The organism is Motiliproteus sp. MSK22-1 (assembly GCF_001968815.1).
Lineage (GTDB): Bacteria > Pseudomonadota > Gammaproteobacteria > Pseudomonadales > Balneatricaceae > Motiliproteus.
The window spans coordinates 1-16,467 of the sequence record NZ_MIEQ01000054.1 but is presented as its reverse complement, the minus strand read 5'-3'; the positions used below and the strand labels follow the sequence as shown (position 1 = coordinate 16,467).

Genomic DNA, 16,467 nt, shown 5'->3' with positions numbered 1-16,467 from the left:
TGGCAGGTAAATAACACCCAAAAACCTCCCAATACTGTGATGTCACCATTACAGGTGTTACCATTCGGCCCTCAAAATAGAGCGCGTAACAAGCAATTGCTCAACCACTCATCCCGTTTGGATTAAGAAGCGTTTGAAATGACAGAGAAAGATCGCCCAGCCTCACATACCAACCAACTCAACGTTGACTCAGAAGAGATTGCAAAATTTGACGCGCTCGCCAGCCGCTGGTGGGACAAGGAAAGCGAGTTCAAACCACTTCATGACATTAACCCCTTAAGAGTCAACTTCATCGATGAATATGCCTCTTTAGCAGGAAAACAAGTCCTGGACATAGGCTGCGGAGGAGGCATTTTGTCTGAATCCATGGCGGTGAGAGGCGCCGAGGTTACCGGCATAGACATGGGTGAAACACCCTTAAAGATTGCCAAGCTTCATGGCCTGGAGACAGGAATCAAAGTTAACTACCGACAAATCACAGCAGAAGAAATTGCTTCTGAAGAGCCTGACAGCTACGACGTTGTGACCTGCTTAGAGATGCTCGAGCATGTTCCCGACCCCTCATCAATAGTAAAAGCCTGCGCCAAACTGGTTAAACCTGGCGGCCAGGTTTTCTTTTCCACACTAAACCGCAACCCCAAGTCTTTCCTATTAGCCATTGTTGGAGCAGAATATTTGCTTAACATGGTCCCAAGGGGAACACACGACCATTCAAAATTCATCCGCCCAAGCGAATTGGCCAAATGGTGCCGCGAATCAGGCTTACAACCTGGGGAAATGACCGGAATGACCTATAATCCGCTGACCAAGAAATACAAACTAAACAGTAAAGACGTGGATGTAAACTATCTGCTACAGACCTTTAAACCCGAATAGACTCCATATAACGAACACTATCCTGATCACAAATCCTGTAGCGACAGGTCATGCATTCAGAATGGTTAAAATTCTGATGATTTAAAAACGGTAATATTTAAAGGTAGAAGGTCTGTTTTGATGGCAATAAACGAATCCACCACCGTTACCTCCGTACTATTCGATCTGGATGGTACCTTGCTGGATACCGCTACGGACTTCTTCGGGGCAATTAATCGCTTAAGAAAAGAAGAAGGCTTACCTGATGGCGACTACAAAAGTATTCGATATACAGCTTCTAACGGAGCAGCCGCGCTGATCGACCTTAACTTTCAGGTCACTAGAAATAGCAGCAAATTCGAAGAGCTGCAACGAAGACTACTAAGCCATTATGAACAGCACATTGCCGACACTACCCAGCTGTTTAAGGGCCTGGATACATTACTTGATTGGTTAGAAAGCCAAGCAATGCCATGGGGCGTCGTAACCAATAAACCCGAACGCTTCACCACCCCGCTGCTAAAAAAACTTCAATTACACCATCGCTGCGCAACCATTATATGCCCCGATCACGTAACTCATACCAAACCGCACCCTGAGCCACTGCTTTTAGCTTGCCATCAGGTAAGCAGCCCACCGTCCGAGACTGTCTATATAGGGGACCATTCTCGCGATATTGTGGCCGGACAACGAGCAGGAATGCGGACTATAGCAGCCCTGTACGGGTACCTTAGCCCAGAAGACAAACCAGAGAAATGGAATGCAACTTTTAGCGCAACCAGCCCGGATGAGATTCTGGAGTGGCTACAACAACAAAATTCGTAGACTTAGCGCAAAAGCCGCTAAAATATAAAGAACGTCAATAAAACTTACCCACAAGCATATCGAATCGATATCAAAGAATCGCTCTATCGGTATGCTCCACACTGGGTAAACAGCCTGACCAACAGACAGCTGCTGCACAAGGAAACACCATGTTTGAATACAATGCCCCTTCCAACCTTCTTGCCAATCGAACGGTATTAGTGACCGGAGCCGGGGATGGCATAGGCCGAGCTGCAGCTTTGACCTATGCAAGCCATGGAGCAACGGTGATTCTGGCCGGCAGAACAACAAAGAAACTGGAAACAGTCTACGATGAAATAGAAGCATCAAATGGTCCGCAACCCGCTATCTTTCCGATAAATCTTGAAGGTGCCACTCCTCATGATTACGAAGCGCTGGCTGCCACAATTGAAACCGAATTTGGAAAACTTGATGGATTGTTGAATAACGCGGGAATACTAGGGGTACGAACACCCATAGAAAGCTATGACCCAACTATCTGGGACCAAGTCATTCAAGTCAATCTTAACGCCCAGTTTCACCTTACGCAGGCAATGATTCCTCTACTAAGACTCTCAGAAGATGCCTCCATCATTTTTACAGGCTCTGGAGTAAGCCAGGTAGGGAAGGCATACTGGGGGGCTTACAGCGTATCCAAATTTGCCACTGAAGGCCTTATGCAAGTACTGGCAGACGAACTGGAGTCAACCTCCAATATTCGAGTCAACTCCATTAACCCCGGAGCAACACGCACCAACATGCGAGCAACAGCTTATCCCGGCGAGAATCCCGGCACACTCCCACTTCCAGCGGATATAATGCCTCTGTATCTTTATCTCATGGGTGCAGACAGCAAAGACATTAACGGCCAAGCCCTTAAAGCACAAGAGAAGTAGAGAACAAGCCACCACTTACCCATGGCAGCTTTGCAGATATAGCAGTATTTACAGATACAAATAATACTACTAAACACTAAAGCAGGAATGCGATCAAGACGACGGACCGCGCGATCCACGTCTCCCCACCTGCTTACCTGCGATAGGCTTCGCACGACGCTGGACTCTCTTATCCGAGGCAAGTTGCTTAGGGGTTTTTGATTTAATTTTTTGACGTGGCAAACCTGCAAGATCGGTTAAATCATTCAGTTCTTTTTGCGATAACTCCACCCACTGCCCAGCCGATACTGATTTGGGCATAAAAATACAACCATAACGAACTCGCTTCAAACGGCTGACTTCCAGTTCCTGAGATTCCCATAAACGACGAACTTCTCGATTACGTCCTTCCATCAGAACAACATGAAACCACTGATTGCGTCCGCTACCATCGAAATGCTGAACATCTGAGAACTTTGCCATTCCATCTTCAAGCAACACCCCCTTTTTAAGCTTTTCCAGAATATCATCCGTCACTTCGCCATGAACCCGCACAGCATACTCACGATCAACACCTGTTGACGGGTGCATCAATCGGTTTGCAAGCTCTCCATCATTAGTAAACAACAAAAGTCCACTGGTATTAATATCTAAGCGCCCTACTGAAACCCATCGCCCACCGCTCAATTTCGGAAGTTTTTCGAATACTGTTGGACGACCTTCCGGATCTTTTCGAGAACAAACTTCTCCCACAGGCTTGTTATACAAAATAACTCGGGGCCCCTGCTCCTTCTGCTTTTCTATATCAATAAGCTTATTGTCTACTCTGACCTGATCAGAAAGCTTAATGCGATCACCCAGAGAAGCCTTCTCGTCATTGACAAAAACTCGCCCCTCCATGATCCAACGCTCCATTTCTCTTCGAGAGCCAAGACCAGAGCGTGCGAGTACTTTTTGAAGCTTTTCATCAGTCATTGCATTTACCAAAAGCGAATATAGAGATACAGCGGCCACATGATGTTCAAAATAATGATGCGAAAACTCTAAGAACAATCCCGCCAGATATAACCAAGATGATACCAGCCTATGGAGCAATCTTGAAAAAAAACCCCGGGAGCAGTATGAAATAGACAAAAAAAAGGTGCGACACTCGCACCTTTTGACTATTCAAAACAAACTTATCAAAGCTAAGCCTACTTGATTAGACAGTCTTCTTTGCTTCCGCCTTGATCAAAGAACTGCTGAAATAACTTCGGCGTACGACCGCGTCCAGTCCACTGATGCACATTACCGTCAGCGTCCTGAATTTCATATTTAGGCTTGACCGTGCCTTTTTTCTTAGGCGTAAGACTGCCTTCCAGAGAATCAACCAAATCAGAAAGCTCAATTCCTGATTCGACGATTTGTCTTTTCAGAGATTCAAGTTTTTCGAGCTTTTCCTTCTGCTCCTCAAGACGCTCAGCTTCTTCTGCTTTACGCTCCTCGATCATTTCGAAGAGATTTTCAGATAGCTTTTCCATATCCGCAAGCGAGATTTCTCGACAGGCTTTGCGGAGCGACGTTTTACGTGTAAGAACATTGAGAACGTCAGACATTATTCAACCCCAGTAGAAGGTACTTTAATTTGAGTATGGCAAAAATACTGCGAAATACAATTAAAGGCAAATAAATAATATTATTTTATGCATTTTCAAATAACTATAGTCGAAAATGAGTACCAAATGAATTAGTTTAAAGACTCAAACCTAAGTAACAACTAATCTAAAATACTTAGAATCTAATTCGACAAAGGGACCACTAATCAGCTTAGTCATCCCTTTCAATACTGAAGGGTAACCGCCTTAAAAACAAACACCCTTCTATACAGAAGCGAGCAACGATCTCTGTCACACAAACTAACCGCTAATTAACTTAAAGAAAGCAATAAGAAGTCAGCTATACGCCATAATATTCTTCATACCAGGCAACAAACCTACGAATTCCCTCTTCCACTGGAACACTCGGTTTATAGCCTGTCCATTCAACCAAAGATTCAACGTTCGCATAGGTATCAGGCACATCACCAGGCTGCAGAGGCAGCAGGTTTTTCTCAGCTGTTTTACCTAAGTGCGTTTCCAATAACTGGATATAAGTCATTAACTCAACTGGCTGCTGATTACCTATATTAAAGACACGCCATGGAGCTTTGCTTGTTGCGGGATTTGGTGTCAAACCGCTCCATTGATCATTAGGTTCTGCTGGGCGGTCTAGAGTACGAATGATTCCTTCAACAATATCATCAATATAAGTAAAGTCTCTACGGTGCTTTCCATAATTAAATACATCTATTGAATCACCTGCCAGAATTGCTTTGGTAAACAGGAACAGCGCCATGTCTGGCCGTCCCCAAGGACCATAGACCGTAAAAAAACGTAATCCTGTGGTAGGTAATCCATACAGATGACTGTATGTATGAGCCATCAGCTCATTTGATTTTTTTGAGGCTGCATATAGAGATAACGGGTGGTCGATATTATCATGCTCAGAAAAGGGCATGGTTTCATTGGCCCCATAAACAGAGCTTGAAGAGGCATAAACCAAATGCTCAACGTTATTATGACGACATCCCTCAAGAACATTCAGATAGCCAACTATATTACTATCAATGTACGCCCTAGGATTTTCGATACTATAACGAACACCAGCCTGAGCTGCCAAGTGAACAACTCGATCAAACTGCTCAGTCACAAACAGATTATCCATGGCCGCTTGATCTGCCAAGTCAATCTTTACAAAGTTAAAATTTTCACTAACTTTATGATTATATAGACGTTCCAGCCGCGCATGCTTTAGTGAAACATCATAATAATCATTGATGTTATCAAGACCGACAACTGTATCCCCTCGCGCAAGCAACACTTGGCAAACATGAGAACCAATAAATCCTGCAGCTCCAGTAACTAATACTTTCATGCTATATCCTTCAAACTAGTTGTGTCGTTCTCATCATTATCAATAGTCGTTTCCATACGAGGAATCGAGCCTACACTGTACTTAAGAGCAGAATTGTTAAATAAAGAGCGGGGCTTAACCCTTATACAACCTAACCATTATATACTTTGACTGTTTATAAACGGGCATCTACTTCAGATGCTGGCAGCAGGTGCTTAATATCATATACAATATGATTGCTTTTACCGAGAGAACGAATATCTTCAGCTGACATTTTCGCAAACTGATCATGACCCACAGCAAGAATTATCGCATCATAGGTGCCTTCTTTGGGTTCTTCCAACAAGGTGATTCCATATTCTTTTTGCGCCTCGGCCTTATCGGCCCAAGGGTCATAAACATCAATCTGTGCATTATATTCAGATAACTCCTGAATCATATCAACGACTCGAGTATTACGAAGATCTGGGCAGTTCTCTTTAAAGGTAAGCCCTAAAATCAGTACTCGACTATCCACTACTTGTATCTTCCGCTGAGTCATCAATTTGATAACCTTAGAGACAACAAATGCTCCCATACCGTCATTTAATCGCCGACCCGCTAGAATTATTTCTGGGTGGTATCCAATTGCCTGAGCTTTATGAGTTAAATAATAGGGATCAATACTAATGCAATGACCGCCAACAAGACCCGGTCGGAAAGGCAAAAAGTTCCATTTGGTACCGGCTGCTTTCAGTACTTCTCCGGTATCAATCTCCAGCCTATCGAAAATAATCGCAAGCTCATTGATCAACGCTATATTTAGATCGCGTTGAGTGTTTTCTATCACCTTCGCTGCCTCAGCCACTTTAATGGAAGCTGCTTTATGAGTACCTGCAGTAATAATTGATCCATACAACCTATCAACAAAATCAGCTACTTCCGGTGTCGACCCCGAGGTAACTTTCAAGATGGTCTCTAAACGGTGCTGTTTGTCACCCGGATTAATCCGTTCGGGGCTATAGCCGACATAAAATTCTTTATTAAAACTCAGTCCAGATACCTGCTCCAGAATAGGCACACAAACCTCTTCTGTCGCCCCTGGATATACTGTGGACTCATAGATCACGGTATCACCATCAGATAACACCCTTCCTATAAGCTCTGAAGCCCGCCTCAGCGGGGTAAGGTCAGGCTGATTATATTCATCAATAGGTGTTGGTACCGTAACAATATAAACGCGGCAGTCCGCTAAATCGTTTGCTTCAGAACTAAAACTCAAGTGCTTTGTCTGTCGCAGTTCTTCTGCGCTAACTTCCAATGTAGAATCCCGGCCAGCCAGCAACTCATCAACTCGCTCAGCTTTTATATCGAATCCTACTGTTTCAAATTTTTTCCCGAAAGAAACCGCTAATGGAAGCCCGACATAACCAAGCCCAATCACTGCCAATTTCAGTTCATTAAATCGATCCGAACGCTCCATTCACTCTCTTCCTTCGTTCATTTAATTATGTTGTTTCGTCTCTAGCCGTTTCGTCTCCAGCCACAGAGTATCCTCAATACCACATTGAGGTAAATAACCACTCACCTGGTCCAATAAAAACTGCCTGACCTTTTCTACATCCTGTAGTTTCAAATATCCATCAAGGGTTGAAACCAATTGACCGATATCCTGGCACTCAGGTCCTTTTTCATCAGCAACCATAATTAAGGGATGCTGAGTACCTCGGACATTATCTCCGATTAACAACTCTTCAAACAGCTTTTCACCATGACGCAAACCAGTATACTCGATGGCAATACCGTTACCTTCATTGTTACCAACCTGATAACCAGACAACCGTATCATCCTCGCTGCTAATTCAGCAATTTTAACAGGCTCACCCATATCAAGAACAAACAAATCCCCCCCTTCTCCCATGGAGCCTGCCTGGATAACCAACAAAGCCGCCTCTGGAATAGTCATAAAGTATCGAGTGATATCAGGATGGGTGACAGTAACCGGCCCACCTTGCGCAATTTGATCTTTAAAAAGGGGGATAACCGATCCAGATGAGCCCAGCACGTTACCAAATCGAACCATTGAAAAACAAGTTTGCTGGTCAGATTTTATTGATGCTGTTGATACATTTTTTTTCTGTTGTTTATCGTGCAACCCCTGCAATACCATTTCAGCAAGCCGCTTGCTTGCACCCATTGTATTTGTTGGCCTGACCGCTTTATCAGTTGATACAAGGACAAAGTTTTCCACTCCCTCATTGAGAGCTTCCATCGCCATGTTGTATGTTCCAATAACATTATTCCTCACCCCAGCCAGAATATTGTGTTCAACTATCGGAACATGTTTATAAGCAGCAGCGTGATAGACGGTGGTAACATTGTAGGTTCTCAGTAGCTTTGCAACCAATCCCCTATCCAATACTGTCCCCAATACCGCAATAACTTCAACTGCCAGATTGTAACCATGCACTCTCTTTTGCAGTTCATCTTCTATTCGATACAACAGGAATTCTGAATGCTCGAGCAAAATCAAGCGGGTCGGTTTTAACAATAATATTTGTCGGCAAAGCTCAGAACCGATAGTCCCGCCAGCACCGCTAACGAGCACATGCCGATCTGAAACACATCGACTAAGCAAACTCGCATCAGGTGTCACCTCCTCTCTGCCAAGAAGTTCTGCCATACCCACATCGTACAATTCTGTTAAGTCCGCTCGCCCAAGCGCAATATCATCTAAAGAAGGCATTGTTCGCACAGCGACTTCAAATCTCTCCAGACCATCAACTATTCGTCTACGGTCCTCCCGGCTGGCACTAGGCATAGCTAAGAGCACCTCAAGAGAACCACAACTATCCTTTAATCCAGCTATTGCTGACTGCCCCCCATAAACCTGGAGCCCGGCAACCTGATGACCATGTAACTTCTGATCATCATCAATAAATCCCAACAACCTCAGGCTATGACTGTGACTTAACGAACTTGCCAACTGAACACCGGCCTCTCCTGCACCGTATATCAGAATGTATTTTCCCTGGGACGAACGAAAAAGATCAGAGATAAACCAACGTGCAACCTGACGGCTGCCTCCAACAGTAATACAAAGCACCATCCAAAAGATAAACGGCAAGGAACGAGGTGAAAAAAGTTGAATATCAACATAGTTCGGCAGATAAAAAGGCAGCAGTGACCATAACAACGCCAACACCGCATTTGCATAAGCTATCGTCAGCATGGCCCGATGACCAATGTAACGAATTACTGCTCGGTAGAGCCCCATCCTGACAAAGACAGGCACAGCAATAACAGGGGCAACTGCAAATAATAACCATTGACTACCCGCAGGAACATACAACTCACCAAGCCGAAGTGAATATGCTACCCAAAGCGAAATAATAACCAGACAAGAATCCATCAAAGCAACCAGCGCTGCCTTGTAGAGTCTGTCAAGCCTCAAAATATGACTCAGCATATAAGCCTAAAACCCTAGATTTAAGCTGTGACGGCCATGAGATTTATCTCGCCAGCGGAAAAAGTCAGTAATTAGATCCATCAACCTAACCATCTCCTCGCCCTATGCCGTAGTAATCAAATCCCAAGTCTTTAAGAAGCTGAGGGTCATACAGATTTCGCCCGTCAAAAATGACAGCTGAGTTTAAAAGCCCCTTAACAGATTGAAAATCCGGAGCCCAAAAACTTTTCCACTCGGTACAGATCGCCAAAGCATCCGCTCCTTCCAGCGCCTGTTCCTGATTATCAACTAACTCAAGATCACTGCGTTCTCCGTAAATACGACGAGCTTCCTCTAGAGCTTCCGGGTCATATGCACGCACACGAGCTCCTTTCTGCCAAAGCGCTTCCATCAAAGTACGGCTGGGAGCCTCTCGCATGTCATCGGTATTAGGTTTAAATGCCAACCCCCAAATCGCTATGCACTTTCCCTCCAGCTTGCCATTAAAATAACTGGAAATTTTTTGGTATAGCACTTCTTTCTGACGCTTATTAATGGACTCTACTGCAGTCAACAGCTCAGCCTTATATCCGTGTTGGTAAGCAGTCCTCTCTAAAGCGTTGACGTCTTTAGGAAAGCAAGAACCGCCATAACCACAACCAGGATAGATAAAATGATAGCCAATTCTAGGATCTGAGCCTATGCCGTTTCTGACACTTTCAATATCAGCCCCTAAACGCTCTGCCAGATTCGCAATCTCATTCATAAAACTAATTTTAGTAGCCAGCATGGCATTTGCTGCGTATTTAGTCAGTTCAGCAGAACGAATGTCCATAAAAATGAGCTTGTCGCGCATCCTATTAAAAGGAGCATAAAGCTCACGCATTTGCTCACGAACGACCTCCGAGTCCGTACCAACAATAATCCTGTCCGGTTTCATAAAATCGCCAACTGCATTCCCTTCCTTTAGAAACTCCGGATTGGAGGCTACAAAAAAACTAATATCAGCTGAGCGTTTTTCTAATTCTTGTTCCATGACAATACGAACCTTATCAGCAGTACCAACAGGCACGGTAGACTTGGTAACGATTGTTTTTGAATCGTCCATCAGACGCCCAACGGTCCTGGCAACATCCAGAACATGCTTAAGGTCTGCAGACCCATCTTCGTCGGGGGGGGTTCCGACAGCAATAAAAATAACATCACTGTCCTTAATGGCTGAGCGAGCATCATTTGTAAAAACCAATCGACCCGAACCGATCCCCTCTTGGACGTAATTCTTTAGACCTGGCTCATAAATCGGAATATCGCCTAATGTCAAAGCGTCAATTTTTCTTTCATCAATATCTACACAGCAAACATGGCGACCAGACTCAGCCAGGCAGGCACCAGTAACCAATCCAACATACCCTGTGCCGAAAATTGAAACTTTCATAAGGTGACTACTCTTTTGATCAACAGCAGGATTCTACTGCAATGGGAAAATAATAACTTGCCGACCTTCTGCATATTCTTTATAAATCTCAATTTTGCTGAAACTTTAGCAGCTGCAGAACAAAACTCGTCAAACCTCCTGCAAATGAGCAGCTCCCGATTTAAAATGAGCCGCTAACCAAAACAGAGGAACATAGGCAAGAATTAAACCGAGCAGTGCATTTAACCAGTCCAAGGCAACGAGCGATGCTATTGGGGTCAGCCAGAAAATATTGATAAGCCCAACAGAAACGGAAATTACTTTATGTCCACCTAGCTTACGGGAAGCGTACTGGTACCCGTGGCAACAATGAGCTTCATACACCTTATCTCCATGTAGTAATCGGCGAATTAAAGTAACAGTCGAATCCACCAAAAAAACACCCAACAATATAATCCAGCACCAAAATAATTTTGGTGCTGCCCACGCAGCCTGCAACGATAACAACCCGAAAACCAACCCTAGAAAACCACTACCACCATCGCCCATGAATATCTTTGCAGGCGGGAAATTCCAAAAAAGAAATCCAATAACGGAAGCAACTAATAAGAATGGAAGGAATACAGCTAAAGATAGCGGATCAGATAGCACCAACCAGCAAACAACCCCTGCTCCAAAACCACTGGTAATCGCTTCAATTCCAGCAAGACCATCAATACCATCCATAAAATTATAAAGATTCAGTAACCAAACGAGATAAACCGCCGTCAATAAATGTCCTATCCAACCTAAGTCAAAAGCAATATCGAACAACATCAGAGGAGGCATACCTCCTAACCAATAAAGTCCCCAACCAGCCGCAAAAAAGTGTATTATCAACCGCCAACGAGCAGCTATATGACGGTGATCGTCGATAAAACCTATTAAAGCGGCTATACCACCTGCACCAACCAATCCAAAGATTTCGCGATATGAAGCCCCCTCTTGAACAACTAAAACACCACATCCCACTATAAAAGTTAAAACTATCGCAATTCCACCTCCACGGGGAGTGGGTACCGAGTGTGAGCTGCGGTCATTAGGGACATCCAGCAAATTTTTGGCTAAGGCATAGCGATGCAACAGACCGGTTAGAAACCAAGAAAACGCTCCACAAACTATACACAATGACCAATAATTCATTAACCTCATCTCTCTGGTGTACTATCGGCCATATATATAAATTCACTTACGCTTATTTTTTGAATAATACTCAGCCGTCATACGCAATGCGGTGTCAATACTGACTGGCGGTTCCCAATTTAATACTTCACGTGCTTTGGATATATCCACCTGTAAAGATTCACATAACCGTTTTGATATAGCTTGTTTACCAATAAGAGACAGGCCAAAATTCAATATCTTTGGAGGTACCGGAATCAAGTGCGCTGGTTTATCCAAAGCTCTTCCAACTCGATGTAAGAGTGCGGTGGTAGAAAGATCCTCTCCATCTCCAACTAGAAACGTCTGATCTGCAGCATCTGGATGTTCAATGCAAGTAATAATAAAGTCAATCAAATTATCTAGCGCTACTAAACTACGTTTGTTACGAATAGCACCTAACGGCAGTGGTATACCACTATCCACCCACTGCATCATTCTTTTAAAGTTAGCTTTAACACCAGGACCATATACCAATGGTGGCCGAATAATGACAACTTCCATCCCAGTCTCTTTTGCTAGAGATCGCAAGCCCTCCTCAGCTTCTAATTTTGAAATTCCGTAAGGATCAACAGGTAAAGGAATATCTTGTTCTGTGAAAGGACGGCTAGGTGATGTACTTTCTCCATTTACTTTAACAGAACTGATGAATATGAACCTTTTTACGTCTGAAGCGGCTGCCTGTCGCGCTAGATTTAGAGTACCTTCGACGTTGACACGGCGAAACTCATCTAATGGACTGAAAACAGAGTCATTCATGACGTGCACACGGGCAGCGGTGTGGATAATCACTTCGATGCCAGTTAGAACCTTCATCCAGTCTTTGTTCGTTTCCTCTAAACTTCCCATACTCACAGGCACTACGTCTAACGGCCATCCTGAAACATCAAAACGACTCGTCACTACCAGTGAATATTGCAAGTCACCAAGTAAACGTCTAGTCAATGCCATACCCAAAAACCCAGTTGAGCCAGTCAACAGCAAACAAATATGATCTTGTTTGCTCATTCCTGCTCTTCCAGCGTTTGATAAATTTTTAAGTGAGCTTGCACGATTTTCTCAATTGAATACTCTTTTTCAGCTAACCGCCTTCCCTCTATTCCCATACGTTGACGTAACTCGGCATCTTCGATTAGCCGCTGTATTGCTGAAGCTAGCGCGTCAGCATCACGCACAGGAACCAACAGCCCTGTCACATTGGGGTCTATTGCATCACGACAGCCTGGATGGTCTGTGGTAACAACCGCTCGCCCACAGGCAGCTGCCTCGACAAGAACTTTAGGCAATCCTTCACCATAATAAGAGGGCAACGCAACTATATGGGCTTTTGAAAAAAGCTCCGATATATCTGTTCGATAACCAAGGCACTCAACAGCTCCCTCCTTTTGTAAAGCACATATGGATTCAATACTAGTACTTTCAGGATTACCTGAATCGGGTTCACCTACTAGCAGAAAACGTGCTTTGATAGCGTCTGACTGAAGTATTCGAGCAGCTTCAACAAACTCATTAACCCCTTTGTTCTTTAATAGCCTTGACGCCATTACTATAACCGGTATACCTACAGGGTCTGGCTTTGCTGAATATTCCTCCAGGTCGACACCTGAGCCTCTAATCAAATCCGATTTATCTCTCAGTACACAACCAGCGTCAACTAGTTCCTCCATATCCTTTGAGTTTTGGAAAATCACTCGCTGGTTTGGATGCCCCATAGCCAAGCGATACAAAAACAGCACCATATGACGGAGCACTCTCTTTCGTAAGCTGCCTGTTTTTACAAATAGGAAACCAAGACCTGAAATAGCTGAAATGACCCCTGGAATTTTCACTATTCGCGCTGAAATTCCGCCATAAATTACAGGCTTTATCGTAACGAGATGGACCAATTGTGGACGTAGCTGTCGAAAAAGGCGCCAAATAGACCAAAAGGCTATTAATTCAATTATAGGATTTAGGCCGCTCCGCGAAAGAGGGATCACATGGTGAGGGTATCCCAATTTCTCAATCGATTCAGCCCCAATCCCACCCATCGTTGCAACATGAACATTGAAGCCATCATTTCTTGCAGCCACTGCAAGAGGTAAACGATGGGAAAGAAAAAATCCGGGATCGTTTACAACAAATAGTAGAATTTTTTTGTCCATAAACTACTCACTCAGCATATCTCATAGAATATGTATTAGCTGACTATACTCATCTTGATCAAAACCTAAGAAAACTGACAAAACAAAATTCTGCCAACTCGAAAACATGCTGAAATTTATTATTTACTAGCCACCACAAAAAAACCAGATGGGGCTGAGCCTCCGCTTTGCCTAGAAGATAAACAGGAAAAAGGATGGACGATCAAATGATTTACAATGCGAAGCGGCCAGAATACTGATCGAGGATAAAATGCTGTCGTAATCAGATCTGATATGGCGTGAATCCGATTGCCTTGATGGTATATTTCTGAACATACAAACCTAGACGTTGCCATTTTTAATGCCTGAACTGTTGGTCGCCAATAATCCGATGGGTCCCCGTGTTGATGGAAGATAAAAGGAACTGATAGAAGAAGATGACCATCAGGAGAAAGAACCCGATACGCTTCTTCTATAAGCTTTATAGGGTTTTTAACGTGTTCCATTACCTCCAAAGCAACAACACAATCAAATGACGAATCCTCAAATGGTAGAGCAGTACCGTCTGCTATTATTTCCGTAGAACCAGGAGTAACGACAATATCGAGTGCCAAGTAAAAGTCAGTATTCAAAAAATAATCTCTATAAGGATCGTGTCCTGCACCAATCACTAGAACTCGCTTGTAATCATTAATAAACCAACGCTTAGCATCTCTTTCTACCAATAACCTACGTGCTGTCGGAAATACTTGTCGAAACAAACTTCTAGGGTTAAGTGTCGCCATTTAAAGTATCTCAGCAGCCATCTTCAGCCAACACCAGCATGCAGAAGTTCGTGGTAGAGTCGTCTGTACTTTTCTAACATGACATTCTCATCATAATTTTTTATCACCTGCTTTCTACCTTGAGACCCGATAGTTTTTCTTTCAGCTCGTGTTGCACGAACTAACTCATATGTCTTTCTTGCAAGCAAATGTGAATTACCAACAGGTGCTGTAAACCTCTGACCCACAATATCTCGGAGCACTTCAAGATCAGAACACACCACAGGTACCTCACAAGCAAGCGCCTCTACTACTACTAACCCAAATGATTCAGAGTACGAGGGGCATACAAGAATATCAAACCCATTCATAGCACGTTCAATATCCGATTGTTCTTCCAACAAAGTGCAATAGTCGCGCAATCCTAAACTATCAATGATGCCAATTAGCTCACGATTACTTGCACTGATATTTGTACCTATCATCACAAATCTGATATCTGTTTCCGTTGTCAGTAAAACACGGGCCATATCAAGAAAAACTTTATGACCTTTTATCGGAGAATACCTTGCAACCATACCAACAACAGCAGTACTAAGACCTATGCCTTGCTGGTGCCGAAAGTGTGCACGTAACGAAAGTGACGAGCAAAAACGTGTTGTATCAATCCCATTATTTATGACAAAACTTTTCCCAGAACAATATCCAAGTCGAGTATGAACTGCCCTAGCATACTCTGAACAATAGACGATTCTTGACGGGAACTTATTTGATAACAAAGACAGCAGTTTCACCAGCCATTTAGTTAGCAACTTATCTCCCTCAGACTTCTCATTAGCATGATGAACTGACCAAAGTAAGGGGCATGCCCGTAAGCGATATCTTGCTAGCGTTGTCAAAAAATCAGCATGGTACAACCATGTATGAATGACATCTGGTTGCTCCAACTCCAATATATCCCGGAGTTTTATAACGCCTTGAATCAAAGAAAAAAAACCAATTATATCAACAAAATACAATTCAACGCCATAGCTACGAAATTTATGCGCGAGATTCGTGTCCCCTGTCAAACAAACAACAACATGCTTAAATTCTGGTGTTTTAAGGGAGGCGCACAAATTTTTTAGTAATAACTGTGCACCTCCTATCTTTAAGCTACTAATGACATGGCAGATTTTTATAGGCTTAGGCAGGTACACTTATTTCACATCCAAAAAATAGGGGCTTTCAACGTTTCATATAAAGCAATTAAGTTGCCCCATTTGGCTAATAATCATGTCATACTAATTAAACTACAGATGCTACAGCATCGACAAGTAAGGCATGCAGTATCGACTTCGAAACGCCTAATTCAACCTATTGTCAATTAGAAAAATTAAAAACTGTAGCGGTTTGAACAAGTAGCTTCAAACCGTCTGACTTCTAGTTTCCACGCAGAACTAACTCCGAGTCATCATTTTTTTTTGCTTTTTTACTGCCCATTGAGCCCATTTTGCGCTCAGCAGACAGATTTATCCTAAGCCAGAAGCTTATGTCTCGACTGAAACAGATTCGATAGTGCAAACAGCATGGCAAGCTGAGAGTCGTTTTTAGCCAGCCCACGATAACGGGCTTTGGTGAAACCAAACTGACACTTTATAACCCGGAACGGATGCTCGACCTTTGCTCGGATACTGACTTTGGTTTGTTCTATACCCTTCTTGATCTGGTTGATGGCCGTTCGCTTCTTCAGCGCTCTGATGCGACCTGGCCGCTCTGCAACATACCATTGAGTTTCACTGTCTTTGAAAGCATCCCGTTTCTCGACGCCGATATAGCCCGCATCGGCAAAGGCATAGGCTTCATCACCATGTAGAAGGTGCTCGGCCTGGTTCAGATCATGCTCATTGGCTACTGCGTATTCTGGAGAACTTGATCAGCCATTCCGGAACTATTTGATCACCCTAATCCCGTAACGCGTTAATCTGGATAGTAGCAACCTTACTGATCAAGTTCAGCAACTTCACTCATTGTCTTTCTCATTGATTCTCCTTTCAGTTTTAGTTTGTGACTG

Annotated in this window: 14 protein-coding genes and 1 pseudogene; 3 read left to right on the top strand and 12 right to left on the bottom strand. The window is 43.5% G+C overall.

What is annotated here, in order from left to right; genetic code table 11:
- The first annotated feature begins 138 nt into the window (after positions 1 to 138).
- The 3 genes from ubiG (at position 139) to BGP75_RS17065 (ending at position 2,576) form a co-directional block, all read left to right on the top strand.
- A complete protein-coding gene (gene ubiG, locus BGP75_RS17075) occupies positions 139 to 876 on the top strand; it encodes a bifunctional 2-polyprenyl-6-hydroxyphenol methylase/3-demethylubiquinol 3-O-methyltransferase UbiG (RefSeq protein WP_076720090.1) in 738 nt (245 codons plus the stop codon).
- A gap of 120 nt (positions 877 to 996) precedes the next feature.
- On the top strand, positions 997 to 1,680 hold the full coding sequence (locus tag BGP75_RS17070; RefSeq protein WP_076720089.1) for an HAD family hydrolase: 684 nt from the start codon (positions 997 to 999) through the stop codon (positions 1,678 to 1,680).
- A 149-nt stretch (positions 1,681 to 1,829) separates the two neighbouring features.
- Complete coding sequence (locus BGP75_RS17065) at positions 1,830 to 2,576, top strand: YciK family oxidoreductase (RefSeq protein ID WP_076720088.1); 747 nt, start codon at positions 1,830 to 1,832, stop codon at positions 2,574 to 2,576.
- Between the two features lie 93 nt (positions 2,577 to 2,669).
- On the opposite strand, the gene rluB is transcribed toward BGP75_RS17065, so the two are convergent.
- The 12 genes and pseudogenes from rluB to BGP75_RS17005 form a co-directional block, all read right to left on the bottom strand.
- Positions 2,670 to 3,530: a 23S rRNA pseudouridine(2605) synthase RluB gene (gene rluB / locus BGP75_RS17060; RefSeq protein ID WP_076720087.1), complete on the bottom strand. Its 861-nt coding sequence runs from the start codon at positions 3,528 to 3,530 to the stop codon at positions 2,670 to 2,672.
- A gap of 218 nt (positions 3,531 to 3,748) precedes the next feature.
- The gene (locus BGP75_RS17055; protein WP_076720086.1) at positions 3,749 to 4,150 is read right to left on the bottom strand and encodes an H-NS family nucleoid-associated regulatory protein; all 402 of its coding nucleotides are present in this window, start codon (positions 4,148 to 4,150) and stop codon (positions 3,749 to 3,751) included.
- Positions 4,151 to 4,490: 340 nt separating this feature from the next.
- On the bottom strand, positions 4,491 to 5,507 hold the full coding sequence (locus BGP75_RS17050; RefSeq protein WP_076720085.1) for an NAD-dependent epimerase: 1,017 nt from the start codon (positions 5,505 to 5,507) through the stop codon (positions 4,491 to 4,493).
- 154 nt (positions 5,508 to 5,661) lie between these two features.
- Entirely contained in the window at positions 5,662 to 6,948 is a 1,287-nt protein-coding gene (tviB, locus tag BGP75_RS17045; RefSeq protein WP_076720084.1) for a Vi polysaccharide biosynthesis UDP-N-acetylglucosamine C-6 dehydrogenase TviB, read from the bottom strand.
- A gap of 21 nt (positions 6,949 to 6,969) precedes the next feature.
- Positions 6,970 to 8,934 (bottom strand): nucleoside-diphosphate sugar epimerase/dehydratase, encoded by a 1,965-nt coding sequence (locus BGP75_RS17040; RefSeq protein ID WP_076720083.1) that lies wholly within the window; start codon positions 8,932 to 8,934, stop codon positions 6,970 to 6,972.
- An 85-nt stretch (positions 8,935 to 9,019) separates the two neighbouring features.
- On the bottom strand, positions 9,020 to 10,348 hold the full coding sequence (locus BGP75_RS17035) for a UDP-glucose/GDP-mannose dehydrogenase family protein (protein ID WP_076720082.1): 1,329 nt from the start codon (positions 10,346 to 10,348) through the stop codon (positions 9,020 to 9,022).
- 129 nt (positions 10,349 to 10,477) lie between these two features.
- Positions 10,478 to 11,509: a glycosyltransferase family 4 protein gene (locus tag BGP75_RS17030; protein WP_076720081.1), complete on the bottom strand. Its 1,032-nt coding sequence runs from the start codon at positions 11,507 to 11,509 to the stop codon at positions 10,478 to 10,480.
- Between the two features lie 42 nt (positions 11,510 to 11,551).
- A complete protein-coding gene (locus BGP75_RS17025) occupies positions 11,552 to 12,535 on the bottom strand; it encodes an SDR family oxidoreductase (RefSeq protein ID WP_076720080.1) in 984 nt (327 codons plus the stop codon).
- Positions 12,532 to 13,671 (bottom strand): glycosyltransferase family 4 protein, encoded by a 1,140-nt coding sequence (locus BGP75_RS17020; protein ID WP_076720079.1) that lies wholly within the window; start codon positions 13,669 to 13,671, stop codon positions 12,532 to 12,534. The genes BGP75_RS17025 and BGP75_RS17020 overlap by 4 nt, the downstream gene beginning before the upstream one ends.
- 119 nt (positions 13,672 to 13,790) lie before the next feature.
- Positions 13,791 to 14,435 carry a class I SAM-dependent methyltransferase gene (locus tag BGP75_RS17015; protein WP_076720078.1) on the bottom strand — a complete coding sequence of 215 codons (645 nt, stop codon included), beginning with the start codon at positions 14,433 to 14,435 and terminating at the stop codon, positions 13,791 to 13,793.
- A 23-nt stretch (positions 14,436 to 14,458) separates the two neighbouring features.
- Positions 14,459 to 15,613 carry a glycosyltransferase gene (locus BGP75_RS17010; protein ID WP_076720077.1) on the bottom strand — a complete coding sequence of 385 codons (1,155 nt, stop codon included), beginning with the start codon at positions 15,611 to 15,613 and terminating at the stop codon, positions 14,459 to 14,461.
- A 317-nt stretch (positions 15,614 to 15,930) separates the two neighbouring features.
- Positions 15,931 to 16,305: pseudogene (locus BGP75_RS17005) on the bottom strand (transposase); the annotation flags it as partial.
- Positions 16,306 to 16,467: the final 162 nt, after the last annotated feature.